The sequence below is a fragment of the Robertmurraya kyonggiensis genome (genome assembly GCF_005116465.1).
Lineage (GTDB): Bacteria > Bacillota > Bacilli > Bacillales > Cytobacillaceae > Robertmurraya > Robertmurraya kyonggiensis.
The window spans coordinates 1,266,979-1,281,852 of record NZ_SWBM01000001.1; the positions used below are offsets into that span (position 1 = coordinate 1,266,979).

The 14,874-nt window shown below is 38.6% G+C and carries 16 protein-coding genes; 14 read left to right on the top strand and 2 right to left on the bottom strand.

Annotated elements, in window-relative coordinates; all coding sequences use genetic code 11:
- The first annotated feature begins 1 nt into the window (after nt 1).
- Nucleotides 2-280 (top strand): hypothetical protein, encoded by a 279-nt coding sequence (locus tag FA727_RS06440; RefSeq protein WP_136830065.1) that lies wholly within the window; start codon nt 2-4, stop codon nt 278-280.
- 223 nt (nt 281-503) lie between these two features.
- A complete protein-coding gene (locus tag FA727_RS06445) occupies nt 504-1,271 on the top strand; it encodes a DUF817 domain-containing protein (protein WP_136831033.1) in 768 nt (255 codons plus the stop codon).
- Nucleotides 1,272-1,331: 60 nt separating this feature from the next.
- On the opposite strand, the gene FA727_RS06450 is transcribed toward FA727_RS06445, so the two are convergent.
- A complete protein-coding gene (locus FA727_RS06450; RefSeq protein ID WP_136830067.1) occupies nt 1,332-1,637 on the bottom strand; it encodes a DUF5634 family protein in 306 nt (101 codons plus the stop codon).
- Nucleotides 1,638-1,753: 116 nt separating this feature from the next.
- On the opposite strand from FA727_RS06450, the gene FA727_RS06455 reads away from it, so the two are divergent.
- Nucleotides 1,754-2,440, top strand: a complete 687-nt coding sequence (locus tag FA727_RS06455; RefSeq protein ID WP_136830069.1) for a hypothetical protein — start codon at nt 1,754-1,756, stop codon at nt 2,438-2,440.
- Between the two features lie 117 nt (nt 2,441-2,557).
- Here the strand turns inward: FA727_RS06455 and FA727_RS06460 are convergent, their stop codons facing one another.
- A complete protein-coding gene (locus FA727_RS06460) occupies nt 2,558-3,421 on the bottom strand; it encodes a LysR substrate-binding domain-containing protein (RefSeq protein ID WP_136830071.1) in 864 nt (287 codons plus the stop codon).
- Nucleotides 3,422-3,630: 209 nt separating this feature from the next.
- Here FA727_RS06460 and FA727_RS06465 point away from each other — a divergent pair, with 209 nt between their 5' ends.
- The 11 genes from FA727_RS06465 to FA727_RS06515 all read left to right on the top strand — a co-directional run bounded on the left by FA727_RS06465 (nt 3,631) and on the right by FA727_RS06515 (nt 14,753).
- On the top strand, nt 3,631-5,430 hold the full coding sequence (locus FA727_RS06465; RefSeq protein WP_136830073.1) for an assimilatory sulfite reductase (NADPH) flavoprotein subunit: 1,800 nt from the start codon (nt 3,631-3,633) through the stop codon (nt 5,428-5,430).
- A 31-nt stretch (nt 5,431-5,461) separates the two neighbouring features.
- Nucleotides 5,462-7,180 carry an assimilatory sulfite reductase (NADPH) hemoprotein subunit gene (cysI, locus tag FA727_RS06470; RefSeq protein ID WP_136830075.1) on the top strand — a complete coding sequence of 573 codons (1,719 nt, stop codon included), beginning with the start codon at nt 5,462-5,464 and terminating at the stop codon, nt 7,178-7,180.
- A 227-nt stretch (nt 7,181-7,407) separates the two neighbouring features.
- The gene (locus tag FA727_RS06475) at nt 7,408-7,521 is read left to right on the top strand and encodes a YezD family protein (protein ID WP_438646624.1); all 114 of its coding nucleotides are present in this window, start codon (nt 7,408-7,410) and stop codon (nt 7,519-7,521) included.
- A 324-nt stretch (nt 7,522-7,845) separates the two neighbouring features.
- Nucleotides 7,846-8,562 carry a phosphoadenylyl-sulfate reductase gene (locus FA727_RS06480; protein ID WP_136830079.1) on the top strand — a complete coding sequence of 239 codons (717 nt, stop codon included), beginning with the start codon at nt 7,846-7,848 and terminating at the stop codon, nt 8,560-8,562.
- A 14-nt stretch (nt 8,563-8,576) separates the two neighbouring features.
- Nucleotides 8,577-9,644, top strand: a complete 1,068-nt coding sequence (cysP, locus tag FA727_RS06485; protein WP_136830081.1) for a sulfate permease — start codon at nt 8,577-8,579, stop codon at nt 9,642-9,644.
- Nucleotides 9,645-9,682: 38 nt separating this feature from the next.
- A complete protein-coding gene (sat, locus tag FA727_RS06490) occupies nt 9,683-10,843 on the top strand; it encodes a sulfate adenylyltransferase (protein ID WP_136830083.1) in 1,161 nt (386 codons plus the stop codon).
- 3 nt (nt 10,844-10,846) lie between these two features.
- Nucleotides 10,847-11,443, top strand: a complete 597-nt coding sequence (gene cysC / locus FA727_RS06495; RefSeq protein ID WP_136830085.1) for an adenylyl-sulfate kinase — start codon at nt 10,847-10,849, stop codon at nt 11,441-11,443.
- Between the two features lie 22 nt (nt 11,444-11,465).
- On the top strand, nt 11,466-12,230 hold the full coding sequence (gene cobA, locus FA727_RS06500) for a uroporphyrinogen-III C-methyltransferase (RefSeq protein WP_136830087.1): 765 nt from the start codon (nt 11,466-11,468) through the stop codon (nt 12,228-12,230).
- A 19-nt stretch (nt 12,231-12,249) separates the two neighbouring features.
- Nucleotides 12,250-12,993: a sirohydrochlorin chelatase gene (locus tag FA727_RS06505; RefSeq protein ID WP_136830089.1), complete on the top strand. Its 744-nt coding sequence runs from the start codon at nt 12,250-12,252 to the stop codon at nt 12,991-12,993.
- Nucleotides 12,974-13,585, top strand: coding sequence for an NAD(P)-dependent oxidoreductase (locus FA727_RS06510; RefSeq protein WP_136830091.1), 612 nt, complete (start codon nt 12,974-12,976; stop codon nt 13,583-13,585). Before FA727_RS06505 ends, FA727_RS06510 begins: the two co-directional genes overlap by 20 nt.
- A 130-nt stretch (nt 13,586-13,715) precedes the next feature.
- Entirely contained in the window at nt 13,716-14,753 is a 1,038-nt protein-coding gene (locus FA727_RS06515) for a GGDEF domain-containing protein (RefSeq protein ID WP_158318804.1), read from the top strand.
- The last annotated feature ends 121 nt before the right edge of the window (nt 14,754-14,874 follow it).

The following is a 14,874-nucleotide window of genomic DNA, read 5'->3' on the forward strand; positions in this document are numbered from 1 at the left end:
AGTGAAATTTACTTGGTTCGTTACAGTTCTATTAATATTTAATTTCATTTTCATGATACCCTTATTTGAAGAATTAAAAGATGCTTCTGATCCCAATGCAGGCTACTTTACAATGATTTTCACACCAATAATATCAATCGTCTCTTGCATTTTGATATTAGGAAAATTACGAAAAGGAATAGATAGAAAAGGGATCTTAATAATGATACTTACATTGAATGTATTAATCCTACTTTTTTTAGTCACCTTATTCATTTATGGAGTCTTAATCATGATTTAGAGGGCATTCCTTTTCAAAAGGATTGCTTTTTGTTTTGCCTAAAGCATTAAAAATAGTTTATTTATTAATAAAAATTTATTGTAAAACGATAAATTATGTGATAAATTCAAGTAGACGAAAATGGTAATCTGCTTTTTGCGAAAGATTCTTATTCAGAAGTTTGTAATTAAAGTAAGGGGAGTTATTTGTGGAAATAGAATATTCAACAACGGAATCAAAACTCATCAGGTCATTAAAGCAACTTGTATATTTTGGCTGGGAACAAGCACTATCATGTTTGTTTCCAGTCGTTATTTTTGCTTCCTTGGCCATAACAAAAATTATCCCTCTTCCTTTCTTGCCACGGTATGATTGGTTACTTCTCATCTGCCTTCTAATGCAGTGGTGGATGGTACGTTCTGGACTTGAAACACGCGATGAACTAAAGGTTATCACTTTATTTCACCTGATCGGACTTGGGCTTGAGCTTTTCAAGACACATATGGGCTCTTGGTCTTATCCTGAGGAAGGATATTTCAAAATTCTTGGAGTACCTTTGTATAGTGGCTTCATGTATGCAAGTGTTGCAAGTTTTCTGTGCCAGGCGTGGCGACGGTTGAAGGTTGAACTGATTAAGTGGCCATCATTTTGGTTGGTTGTTCCACTAGCTACTGCAATATACTTGAACTTTTTTACCCATCATTATTGGATTGATATACGATGGTGGTTATCTGCCCTAGTATTAATCGTGTTTTGGCAATCATGGGTCACATATGAGGTAAATGGAACTCGCTATCGAATGCCAATAGCTCTATCGTTCGTACTCATTGGCTTTTTTATCTGGATAGCAGAAAATATCGCCACGTTCTTTGGAGCATGGGAATATCCAAACCAAGCCGAAGCATGGAGTCTCGTTCATCTAGGAAAGGTAAGTTCGTGGCTCTTATTGGTGATTGTTAGCTTTCTTATCGTAGCAACGTTAAAGCTAGTAAAAAGAAAAAGAGATAGATAATTTCTTAGACAAAAAAAAGCTGTTGCAAAAGGGTTATCAAAACCATTTGCAACAGCTTCTTTAATGTAGCTCTTTAAACACACTTTCTACATCATGATAACCACTCTTATCCCGAGAATCAGGCTCGTCTGTTTCCAATGTCCATTCAGATTTTACTGGCGTGAATTCATTCTGTTCATTTTTCCGAAACGGAGTATGAATATGATAGGTTTTACCATCTTTATTCACCGTATAACCCATATAATAAAGATCATCTTGTCCTTGTTCCTCAAATATCCCTATATCATCAATACCAAACTTCTCAATGTAGGATTGAAACGGTTCCTTTAAATCTTGTATTATTTGCTTTCTTGTTAGGTGTTCCATTTACATTCTCCTTCATAAAAAAATACTACATATAATATGTGTTAATTTCACTGAATTAAACATTGTAATTTTGTGTTATAATTCAGAAAAATCAGTTTGGTAGGGTGGGATTCCCAATGATCAAAAAATTAATATTTGTACTGATTTCAACAATATTTTTAACTTCATGTAGTTCATACTCATTCAGCGACGAATGCCCTCCTAAAGCCATAATTGAATGGGTCGACATGGTTATGATTAATGATATTAAGTACGAATCTCCAGTTCCTGATGCTGGTGAAGAAGAGATAATTGTTGAAAAAGGCAAAAAGATTGGTGAGGTACAATATAAAATGGCAGATGACGCTTGTACAAATCACAAAACTAAAAATGGCGATGCAGCTTACTTAGAAAAAGGAACAAACATTTATGAAATGAAAGGTTATCCATCAGCTTTAGCCGTTGTGGCAGATGACCGTGTGTTCGTTGCTGTTCAAAATCAAAATGCCAAAACAGCTAAAGAACTACTCCCTTTGCAATCGCTTGTGAAAAATATTTATATTGAAAGCACAGAAGACGGCAGTCGACTTCACACGTTTTCCGATACTTCAAAGAACCAGTTCATAGAAGCTTGGAAAAAACTAACATTAGCGGAAATGGAAGAAAAACACCAGCAAGGAGAACGTGTATTTTTAGAGATTGAGCTGAATAATGGTGTTAGTTTTCGACTCTTATATTGGGCTGATTCTAATGTGTTTCATATTGGGGTGACTGGAAACACAGAGTTAAAGAAAATCATTGAAGAAGAACGTACAAAATTATAAAGCGCAGGAGAGATTCGTACAAAATATATCACATGGAATTTTAATCCATCGATAGTTATATCTAGAAAGGATGCTCCGAAAGCCCGGAACATCCTTTTTAAGATAAACACCTATTTTTCAAACTTCCTCCAATATTTTAATAAACGCCTTCACATTCTTCTGTTCAGCATTAATTGGATTATATATATAAGAAAACACACTTATTAAGGATTCATTAATCTTTAACTCCTGAAGATTTTCATCATTATTGACTAATTGTTGTGGCAAGAGAGATAGACCCAAACCATTCTTAACTGCTTCTTTTATCCCTTGGTTACTCCCAATCGTCAGTGTAGAACGGGCCCTCAACCCGTGTGATTGGAAGAATTCCATCAAAATGGCTCTTGTACCAGAACCTTCTTCTCTCATTATCCAAGATTGTTCCTGTAACTCATTGATCGTCATGCCATTTGCTGTAAGGGTGTGATTAGTTGTACTTACTATACATAAATGTTCCTCCATAAAAGGAACAGAGCGTATCTCCTTATCCTCATATTCTCCAACAATAAGACCAATATCGATAGAAGACGCTTGGATTGCCTTAACAATCTCATATGTATTTCCGATCAAAACATCAAACTCAAGTTCAGTATATTGATCCTTTAGTTCTCTGAGCAAAAGCGGTAAAAGGTATTCGCCAATCGTATAACTCGCACCTATTTTCAGTACACCTTTAATAGTCTGAGACTGTTCCAAAATTTCCTGCTTCGTTCGTTCCACAATCCCAATGATTTCTTTTGCGCGTTCTAGAAGTAATTCACCTGAAGTGGTGATGTGCAAAAACTTTGGTGAGCGTCGAAACAATTCAGTTCCGAATTCTTTTTCAAGATTTTTAATATGTAGACTAACAGTAGGCTGGGACATCGAGAGCATCTCTGCTGTTTTTGTAAAATTCTTCACATCTGCTAACGTAACAAAGGTTTTAAATTCATCTAATTGCATTTTTATCCCACCTTATCATTAGAAATCCTAATAGCTTATATTAATAAAAATTATTTTACTTATTGAATCGAATTCAGTAAAGTCAAATAATAACCGAAGTTTCTAAATTTTTTTGATACTAATCCCAACTTATTTGATAGGAAAAGTGAAGATATTATGATATAAACATAATATATAGTTTTTGAGAATTTATTGTGAGGTGGATTGTTTTGCAATTCCAGGTAGGTAATAGCCCGTTTAATCAGAATCAGGTAGAGCTACTCAACCAACTTCTAACAACATTAACCGATTCCCAAAAAATTTGGTTGAGCGGCTATTTTGCAGCTTCAATTACAAATAGTGCAACCAACGCTCCACGGTCGACTGAAACGACATCGAAACCAATGAAAGACATTACAATTCTTTTCGGTTCCCAAACCGGAAATGCCCATGGGCTTTCGAAAAAAGCTGGAGCTACATTCAAGGAAAATGGATTTGATGTGACCGTTTCTGCGATGAATGATTTCAAACCGAATCAATTAAAAAAGGTTAGCAACCTACTAATCATTGTTAGTACACACGGAGAAGGGGAGCCACCTGATAACGCGATTATTTTCCACGAATTTCTTCATGGAAAAAGAGCGCCAAAGCTTGACCATGTAAATTTCTCTGTCCTATCACTTGGAGACAGTTCTTATGAGTTTTTCTGTGAGACTGGAAAGCAGTTTGACAAACGATTAGAAGAGCTTGGGGCATCAAGAGTATACCCACGCTTTGATTGTGATCTTGATTTTGAAGAACCAGCAGCCGAATGGCTTGACGGCGTTCTGCGTAGTCTAAACGAACAAGAGGGAGGCGTACATCAAGAAGTTGCTGCAACGACAATGACTGCCCCAACCTCTACTTATACAAGAAGTAATCCGTTTAAAGCCGAGGTCATTGAAAATATCAATTTGAATGGTCGTGGCTCGAATAAAGAAACACGTCATCTGGAAATTTCTTTAGAAGGGTCAAATCTCACTTACAAACCAGGCGACAGTCTTGGTGTGTATCCAGAAAATGATCCTGAATTAGTGGAGTTCCTCCTTCAGGAATTACCTTGGAGTACAAGTGATTCCGTCACGATTAATAAGCATGGGGATATTTTATCACTAAAAGAAGCCCTTACTACTTACTATGAAATCACGGTTTTATCAAAGCCACTTTTACAAAAAATCGCGGACCATACAACCAATGAAAAGTTACAGGAACTTTTATCCGCTGGCAATGAAGAAAAGCTGAAAACCTATATCGATGGACGAGATGTCATTGATCTAGTCCGTGATTATGGGGTATGGGGAAGTTCAGCTCAAGAATTCGTTTCGATACTACGAAAAATCCCAGCTCGACTATACTCGATTTCAAGCAGTATCCAAGCCAATCCTGATGAAGTTCACCTTACGATTGGTGCAGTCCGCTATACAACTCATGACAGGCAAAGAAAAGGCGTCTGCTCTACTTTTGCAGCAGAACGATTAAATATCGGCGACAAAATTCCGGTCTTTGTTCAGGAAAATGACAACTTTAAATTACCAGAAAATCCAGAGACACCGATTATCATGATTGGACCTGGAACAGGAGTTGCTCCATTCCGCGCCTTTATTCAAGAGAGAGAAGAAATTGGGGCAGAAGGGAAGTCATGGTTATTCTTCGGAGACCAACATTTCATGACGGATTTCCTTTACCAAACGGAATGGAAGCAATGGTTACAAAACGGTACACTTACCAAATTAGATGTCGCTTTTTCAAGAGATACCGAAGAAAAAGTATATGTACAGCATCGTATGCTTGCGCAAAGCAAGGAATTGTTCGCGTGGTTAGAGGAAGGTGCGACAGTGTATATATGCGGCGATGAAAAAAATATGGCAAAGGACGTACACAACACACTTTTACAAATCATCGAAACAGAGGGTGGCTTAAGTCACGAACAAGCTGAAGAGTATTTAACCAACCTTCAACAACAGAAACGTTATCAAAGAGACGTATATTAATAGAACCTGCATGGAAGGAGTTGTTTTCGAAATGGGAACTGATATATTAAAGGCACCTGAGGGAGCGCCTAGCAGGAACGAACATTTAAAGAAAGAAAGTAATTTTTTACGAGGTACTTTAAAAGAAGAATTTGAGGACCGCCTAAATGGTGGTGTATCCGAGGACGCAAACCAATTGATTAAGTTTCACGGAAGCTACCAACAGGATGACCGTGACCTTCGTAATGAGCGCCAGAAGCAAAAGCTCGAGCCGGCATATCAATTCATGATTCGCGTCCGCTTGCCTGGAGGAGTCTCAACACCAGAACAATGGCTTGTCATGGATGATTTATCCGAAAAATACGGAAACGGTACATTAAAAATCACAACCCGCCAAACGTTTCAAATGCACGGAATACTAAAATGGAATATGAAGAAAACGATGCAGGGCATCAATCAGGCTCTGATGGATACAATCGCAGCTTGTGGTGACGTCAATCGTAATGTCATGAGCAATTCGAATCCATTCCAATCAGAGCTTCATGCTGAAGTGTATGAATGGGCGAAAAAGCTAAGTGATGACCTTCTGCCGCGTACAAGAGCTTACCACGAGATTTGGCTCGATGAGGAGAAGGTTTTCAGCACACCAGAGGTAGAAGAAGTAGAGCCGATGTACGGACCTGTATACTTACCGCGAAAATTCAAAATCGGAGTAGCAATTCCTCCGTCTAATGATGTAGACGTATTTTCACAGGATATCGGGTTCATTGCGATTGTTGAAGATAGAAGTCTCCTCGGTTTCAATGTCGCTATCGGTGGCGGCATGGGCATGACGCACGGGGATAAAGAGACTTACCCGCAGCTTGCGAAGGTGATCGGGTTCTGTAAGCCAGAGCAAATTTATCAAGTGGCAGAAAAGATCATTACGATACAACGTGATTATGGCAATCGTTCTAGCCGAAAAAATGCACGTTTCAAATATACAGTGGATCGTCTTGGCTTAGAAACTGTAATCGAAGAACTGCATAATCGACTTGGATGGCGTTTAGAGGAAGCAAAGCCATTCCATTTTGACCATAATGGCGACCGTTATGGTTGGGTAGAAGGTACAAAAGGAAAATGGCATTATACTCTTTTTATCGAAGGTGGAAGAGTAAAAGATTTCGAGAATCTGAAGATTAAGACTGGACTTCGTGAAATTGCCAAGGTACATAAAGGCGATTTCCGCCTGACAGCCAATCAAAACTTAATCATTGCGAATGTTTCTACACGCAGTAAGAAAAAGATTAACGATTTGCTTGAGCACTATGGGTTAACAGATGGTAGTCACTTCTCTGCTCTTCGTCGCAATTCAATGGCCTGTGTATCGTTGCCAACTTGTGGGTTAGCAATGGCTGAGGCAGAACGCTATTTACCGACACTTATCGATAAAATTGAAACGATTATCGATGAAAGTGGATTACGTGATGAAGAAATCACAATCCGTATGACTGGCTGTCCAAATGGCTGTGCACGTCATGCCCTTGGAGAGATTGGTTTTATCGGAAAATCGGTTGGTAAATACAATATGTATTTAGGTGCTGCTTTTGACGGAAGTCGCTTAAGCAAATTGTACCGCGAAAATATTGGGGAAGAAGAGATTCTAAACGAGCTCCGAATACTACTCCCACGTTACGCAAAAGAACGAGAGCTTGGAGAACATTTTGGTGATTTCGTTATTCGTGCGGGTATTGTAAAAGCAACGACTGACGGAACCAATTTCCATGATTAAGAAAGCTTCTTTTCTGCAATATTAGCCTAACGCTTACATCGTTCAGCACTAGCCCTGTGCTGAACGATGTATTAGAATTTTTAGAATATAAATGTTGACAAATCACATTGAAATGGTAGGATTAATTTAACTAATTTCTGTTTAAGTCCTAATACACCAAAAAGGGATTTTTAAATATCATGAAAGGAGGGCGAATCGACCTGAAACCAGCAGATTGGCAAAATACGATCAAACACCTAGAAGACATGCTGGAGACGATGAAATTTGGTTCGATAACCTTAATCGTTCAGGATGGGAAAATCGTACAAATTGAAAAAAACGAAAAGATTCGTCTCCAATAACAGCAGCACGAACACATACGGTTAAGATTAAACAACAACTCATAAATAAATTATTGCTGACTAGACAACTAGAGGCAGTCTTTCACGTTATTGGTGAAGACTGTCTTTTTTTATTAAGGCTTTTTTCTCAAACTTAGTTATCTATGGGACCAATACTTATAGAAATCAGTAATGATTTCACTGCTTTCTAGCTCTAAAGGAAAGAGTAAAAAGCTATACAACTAAGTTAAGAAGCACAATATGGCTTTTTCTACGTTAAAATCGGTACTAAGATTTTAACATCAATATTTATGAAACAGCCTTTAATAAAAGGAGGTTTTACCAATGAAAGGGATTGTAACCTACGAAAATTGGCAATCTATTTCCGATTCATTTCCAATAGAGGATGAAACAAAGGGTGCACGCTCTGTTTTAGAATGGGCCTATAACGTTTATAACGATGAGAAAATTGTCTATGCTTCAAGCTTTGGAGCAGAGGCAATCGTATTAATCGATATCATCGCACAGGTGAAACATGATGCAAGAATCGTATTTTTAGATACAGATTTACATTTCCCTGAAACCTATGATGTTATTAAAAAAATGGAAGAGCGGTTTCCATTACTTCAAATCGAGAAGAAGAAACCAGCGCTAACTCTAGATGAACAAGCAGCTGAATTTGGAACAGCGCTTTGGAAAAGAGACCCGAACCAATGCTGTCATATCCGAAAGGTCGTTCCTTTACGTGAAACTTTGAGTACAAAAGAAGCATGGATCTCCGGTCTCAGAAGAGAGCAATCGCCAACAAGAGCAAACACCGAATTCATCAATAAAGATGAGAAGTTTAAAAATATCAAGATTTGTCCACTCATTCATTGGACTTGGGATGAGGTATGGGCATATATCCGAGAACGTGACCTCCCATATAATGAGTTGCATGACCACAATTATCCGAGTATTGGCTGCTTCCCATGTACGCAAGCTGTCTTAGCTAATGGTGACTCAAGAGCTGGTCGTTGGACCGGAAGTACAAAGACAGAGTGCGGCTTGCACACTAGCTAGAGGAGGTTTTCCAATTGATTGTTATTGCCATCCTCATAGGACTGTTTTTTGCCATTAACATAGGCGCAAGTGGTGCAGCAGCCTCAATGGGTATTTCTTATGGTTCAGGAGTTGTAAAGAAGAGAATGGCATTGGTACTATGTGCGATTGCAGTCTTTCTCGGAGCCTATTTTGGTGGTGGGGAAGTTGTCAAAACATTAGGAAACGACATTGTCCCGAGCGATTCTTTTACAATATCGATTACGATTATTGTATTATTATCAGCTTCACTATCGTTATTCTTAGCCAATATTTTGGGAATTCCACTTTCTACAAGCGAAGTAGTTGTTGGTTCCATTGTTGGGGTAGGAATCGTCTATCAAACTCTTTTTCTACAAAATCTGTTATGGATTATGTTGTTTTGGCTCCTAACGCCATTCATTGCCTTTTTATTAGCACTTGCAGCTACATTTTTATTAAAAATACCTTTTATGAAAAAGGTTTTGAAAACATCCTTAGTCCTTAAGATTCTGCCACTTTTAGTGGTGTTCATGGGAATGTTTGAGGCATTTTCAGCCGGGATGAATAATGTGGCTAATGCCGTTGGCCCACTCGTTGCAGCAGGCATTATGTCGACCCACTCAGGCGTGTTTTGGGGTGGACTATTTGTTGCACTAGGTGCCCTTATTTTAGGAAAAAAAGTGTTAGAAACGAACGGGAAGAAAATTACCACGATTCGACTAGAAGAGGGTTGTATCATTTCTGGTACAGGTGCAACCATCGTCACAATTGCATCAGTCTTTGGAATTCCCGTCCCATTAACACAAATTACGACGAGCTCCATTATTGGCATCGGTTTTGCCAAAGACGGAATCGCTGTTTTAAAAAAGAAAATTGTCGTGCAATTACTTACAGTGTGGATCGTATCACCCGTGATTTCAATGGTACTTTCTTATTCGCTCATTCAAATCATTATTGAAAAGAATTTCTACCCAGTTATTGTCGTGGTCGGCGTACTTATTGCCGCTCTTGGAATTGTTTCCTTAATGAAAAGAAGAGACCACGAAATTATTTTAACTACTAAAGCAAGAGAGGATTCATAAGCTCTCTTCAATATAATTAGCTGAAAGGATTGATTGTGTTGTCATTTTTACCGAAACCTCACGGAGGAACTCTTGTTCAATTATTTCACCCAGAATATGACCTAACAGCCGTAAAAAATACAATCACTATTGATACAATTGCTTTAAGTGATCTAGAATTAATTGGAATCGGGCTATTTAGTCCATTAACAGGATTTTTAGGACAAAAGGATTATGAATCTGTTGTAGAAAATATGCGTCTTGCCGACGGAACTATCTGGTCAATTCCAGTAACACTTCCAGTGAGTCATGAAGTGGCGGACACTTTAGTTGCAGGTGAATCCTATAAGCTCGAGTACAGTGGTGAAGTATATGGGGTAATTACCGTTTCTGAATGGTATGAACCAAATCTACAAAAAGAAGCCCTTAATGTTTATAAAACAGAAGAATTGGCTCATCCAGGTGTGAAACGTTTGTTTGAACGAGGGGACGTTTATGTAGCGGGTGACATCGTCTTAGTTAAGAAATCTGAAAAAGGTTTATTTTCTGATGTATGGTATGAACCGAAAGAAACTCGTGCTATGTTCGATGAAAAAGGTTGGAAAACGATCGTTGGGTTCCAAACGAGAAATCCAATTCACCGTGCCCATGAATATATTCAAAAGGCGGCATTAGAAACGGTTGATGGACTGTTTGTGAATCCACTTGTTGGCGAAACGAAGTCTGATGATATTCCAGCTGATGTTCGTCTAAAAAGCTATCGCGTTTTACTTGAAAACTATTACCCTGCGGAAAGAGTGCATCTTGGTGTCTATCCAGCAGCTATGCGCTATGCTGGACCAAGAGAAGCAATTTTCCATGCAATTGCTCGTAAAAATTTTGGATGCACGCATTTCATTGTCGGAAGAGATCATGCTGGTGTTGGAAACTACTATGGCACATATGATGCTCAATATATTTTTAGTGAATTTACAGAAGAAGAGCTTGGAATTAAGCCACTCTTTTTTGAACATAGCTTTTACTGCACAAAGTGTGAGGGAATGGCTTCAGATAAGACCTGCCCACATAGTAAGGAAGACCGTGTGATTTTATCTGGTACAAAGGTTCGTGAAATGCTACGAGATGGCGTTTTACCTCCATCAACTTTTAGTCGCAAAGAGGTTGTTGAAGTGCTAATCGAAGGCATGAAGGAAACAACTGTTGTAACAGGAGGACGATGACCGGTGAAATCTACGAATCTAACATGGCATGAAGCGACAGTGATAAAACAAGACCGTCGGAACCAAAATGGACATGGAAGTTGTGTCCTATGGTTCACTGGTCTATCTGGCTCAGGAAAATCCACAATTGCCAATGCGGTTTCAAACGAGCTATTTCGTCAAGGTATTGATGAGTATGTCCTTGATGGTGATAATATCCGTCATGGACTAAATCGTGACCTTGGTTTCTCTGATGCAGATCGCACAGAAAATATTAGAAGAATTGGAGAAGTTGCCAAACTTTTCGTTGATAGTGGTAAAATTGTAACAACAGCATTTATTTCTCCATTTCGCTCTGACAGAGATCAGGTGAGAGCACTTTTTGAAGAAGGAGAATTTATTGAAATCTATATTGCTTGTCCATTAGAGGAATGCGAACGAAGAGACCCAAAGAATCTCTATCAGAAAGCGCGCAAAGGGGAGATCAAAGACTTCACTGGCATTCATTCTCCTTATGAAGCTCCTGAAAAACCAGAGTTATCTATAGCTTCGCACCAATTATCCGTGCCAGAAGCAGTCGAGAAGATACTTACTTTTTTACAAGAAAAACATATCATTTAGTAATCGAAGGGAAGAACGTTCTATGGTTGGCAAAGTCTATTTAGTTGGTGCAGGACCAGGCGATCCAGAATTAATCACAGTAAAAGGTTTAAGATACCTCCAGCAAGCAGACGTCGTTTTATATGATCGATTAGTCAATCCAGAACTACTTACTTACGCAAAGGAAGGGGCAGAGTTGATCTTTTGCGGAAAAGATCCGAAAGCCCATGTGATCCAACAAGAAGTGATCAATGAAAATCTAGTTAAATATGCGAAGAATGGACATCAGGTCGTCCGCTTAAAAGGCGGCGATCCTTTTGTTTTTGGTCGAGGTGGGGAAGAAGCAGAGGTCTGCGTAAGAAATCAAATTCCATTTGAGGTCGTCCCAGGGATCACTGCTGGAATTGGAGCTGCAGCATACGCAGGTATTCCAGTCACCCATCGCCATATTAGTAAAAGCTTCGCCTTCATTACTGGCCATCAAGCTGGAGATGAAGCAGCAGAACAACAGTGGTCTCATTTAGCAAAAGGGGTAGATACGATCTGTATTTATATGGGCGTAACCCATCTAGCCTCGATTGCAAATAATCTCATCAAACACGGAAAATCACCAAATACACCCGTTGCACTCATCCACTGGGGTACGTTATCCACGCAAAGGACTGTCGTTGGCACGCTTGAAACGATTGTTGATGAAGTCAAAAAAGCAGGAATTACCAATCCAAGTATGACGGTAATCGGTGAGGTTGTGCGTCTAAAAGAAGAATTGCGCTGGTTCAATGAAATCATCCCAGCTACGCAAGCTTAGGAGAATAGGAGATTCGTAGATGAAAGCGATCCTTTTTGTCGGTCATGGTACACGTTTAAAGAAAGGCGAAAACGAAGCTAAGGCGTTTTTGCAAAATGTCATGGAAAAAGTTGATATCCCAATTCAAGAAATCAGCTTTCTCGAACTCTCTAGTCCTTCTATAGAAGAGGGGTTTCAACGCTGTGTAGATAGAGGAGCAAAAGAAGTGACCGTCGTTCCGATCCTGCTTTTAACCGCAGGGCATATGAAGCATGACATTCCCGCAGAGCTTGCAACTATCCAATTGAGTTTTCCTAAAATACCGATAACGTTAAAACAAGCATTCGGTGTTCAAGGAAATATTCTTGATGCGATTGCTGAGCTTGTTCATGATAGTGTTCCGGACTTAACAAGCGAGGACTCGCTCTTAATCGTTGGAAGAGGCAGTAGTGACCTCGGGATTCACACAGCTTTCTCTGAAATTGAAAAAGGCATTCAGGAACGTCTTGGAATTTCGAAAATTTCTAGTTGTTATTTAGCTGCAACTGAACCAAAATTCCATGATGGATTAGAGACAATGCTTGAACAATCACCACAGCGTGTCATTGTCATTCCTTATTTGCTCTTCTCTGGATTGCTTTTATCAGAAGTCATGTTGGCGTGCAAAAAACGTGGTCCAAAGGTGATTCAAATTGAACCGTTAAGCCGACATAAAGCGATGGAAGACGTCGTTGTCCAAATTGCTACTGAAGGGATGAAGTGTGATGCAGTCCTTAATGATTGAATTGACAGGTAAGAAGGTCATCATCGTTGGCGGCGGACGAATTGCTGCTCGAAAGGCGAAGACATTAGCGAAGGAAAAAGCTTCCATTACGTTTATTGCTCTCCATTTTAGAGAAGAAGTGAAAGTATTATCGGAGCAACATGGCTACGAGCTAATCGTCAAGGAAGCTACGCCAAATGACCTTGTGGATGCTTTTCTAGTTATTCTTGCAACAAATGATCGGGAAGCAAATCAGGCTTTAGCCGAATCCTTATCCTCTAACCAACTTGTTTGTGTTGTCGACAGGGCCGAAGAGGGGAATGTGCAATTTCCTGCTACTGTTCGTCGGGGTCATCTCCAATTAGCGATTTCTACTGGAGGAGCAAGCCCAAAGCTTACGCGTAAATTAAAGAAAGAGCTAGAGTCTCAATTTGATGAAAGCTGGACAAGCTATTTGGATTTTTTAGCGAAATGTCGCGAGATTATTAAGAATCTTCCACTTTCAGAACAAGAAAAAAATGATAGACTTTGCCTACTTTTAGATGAACGATATCGTTTCAATGAAGAAGAGCAAAAAATGGAAATAAACTCACTTGAAAAAATAATCATTTAACTAGCCGTATGCTCCTATTCTGTAATATAATTGGATCAATGAATGAAGTGACAAGTATTTGTTCATCTCGTTAATATTTGTAAAAGTTAATCGACTCGATTAGCTTTTTTTCATGAAAAAGGGGACACGTATGGCAAATCAAGTTGAGAACCTTGAAGAACTAAAAAGAAAAATTTACATCTATGCGTCACCCTTTATCATTTTTGCACTGTTACTAAATACTATTTTAGATGAATCCGTAGGTATTAGTGTCTATGCGAATATTGTTGTGTTAATTTATTTATCCATTAGTTTGGTATTAGTTTACAAAAGATTTATGTTTCGATTTCTTGAGCTTTCGAATTTATTTCTGATAAGCATTTATCTGCTCCATCAATTTAACCAAGCTGTTAATACAATTCTGCTTAAGCAGAACACAAACCTTGGTGATTTTACAATGTGGATGCCAATAATTGTGATTTTTTTCTATTTAACATTAGGTAGAAAAAAAGGAGTTATATATTCGCTTGGAATCTTTATCATTACTTTGGGCATAGGATTGGTTCATTTAAAGAAATTTGGGAATCTCGCAATGGATTCATTGATTCAATATTATTTATCAAATATTGTATATATACTCGCATTTTATTATTCGCAGTTTGCTTTTGGCATTTTCACAGAATTAAAGTCGATTAAAACAAATGCTTATATTGATCCTCTAACAGAAATTGCAAATCGTCGTAAGATGTATTTATTTTTAGACAACCATTTAAAAACAAATAATGAGTTATCCGTTATTCTAATGGATATTGATAATTTCAAGTCTGTTAATGACCACTATGGCCATGATGTGGGAGATGACGTCCTACAAGAATTCACAAAACTGATTAGTCAACATCTTTCAGAAGAAGAAATGTTTGGAAGATGGGGCGGGGAAGAATTCATCATTTTTTCTCCTGCTACCAGCTCTGATGCAATGGCGTTAGCGGAACGACTCAGAAGAATTGTCGATTATTATAGTTTCACGAAAGTTGGACATGTCACTGCCAGCTTCGGAGTCTCGAGCTACAAAGCAGGAGATACAAAGGAAAGCTTGTTTAAACGAGCAGACGTAGCCTTGTATCAATCCAAATCAAATGGGAAAAATAAAGTAAATCAAATAGATGCTGAAGAACTGGGGAGAGCCTAGTTCTTTTTTATATTTATATATTTGCAGACATGGGGGCAACGTTGTTCTTAACTTTGAATAATCTCCGATTAATGAGCGTAAATGAATATGTCGGTGCCGTTAAGCGTGGTCTTAATCAGTC

Coding starts and splice junctions, on each gene's coding strand:
- cysI (WP_136830075.1), top strand. CDS start 5,462: ATGGGAACTGATATATTAAAGGCACCTGAGGGAGCGCCTAGCAGGAAC.
- FA727_RS06480 (WP_136830079.1), top strand. CDS start 7,846: ATGAAAGGGATTGTAACCTACGAAAATTGGCAATCTATTTCCGATTCA.
- FA727_RS06460 (WP_136830071.1), bottom strand. CDS start 3,421: ATGCAATTAGATGAATTTAAAACCTTTGTTACGTTAGCAGATGTGAAG.
- cobA (WP_136830087.1), top strand. CDS start 11,466: ATGGTTGGCAAAGTCTATTTAGTTGGTGCAGGACCAGGCGATCCAGAA.
- FA727_RS06510 (WP_136830091.1), top strand. CDS start 12,974: ATGCAGTCCTTAATGATTGAATTGACAGGTAAGAAGGTCATCATCGTT.
- FA727_RS06515 (WP_158318804.1), top strand. CDS start 13,716: ATGGCAAATCAAGTTGAGAACCTTGAAGAACTAAAAAGAAAAATTTAC.
- FA727_RS06450 (WP_136830067.1), bottom strand. CDS start 1,637: ATGGAACACCTAACAAGAAAGCAAATAATACAAGATTTAAAGGAACCG.
- FA727_RS06455 (WP_136830069.1), top strand. CDS start 1,754: ATGATCAAAAAATTAATATTTGTACTGATTTCAACAATATTTTTAACT.
- FA727_RS06505 (WP_136830089.1), top strand. CDS start 12,250: ATGAAAGCGATCCTTTTTGTCGGTCATGGTACACGTTTAAAGAAAGGC.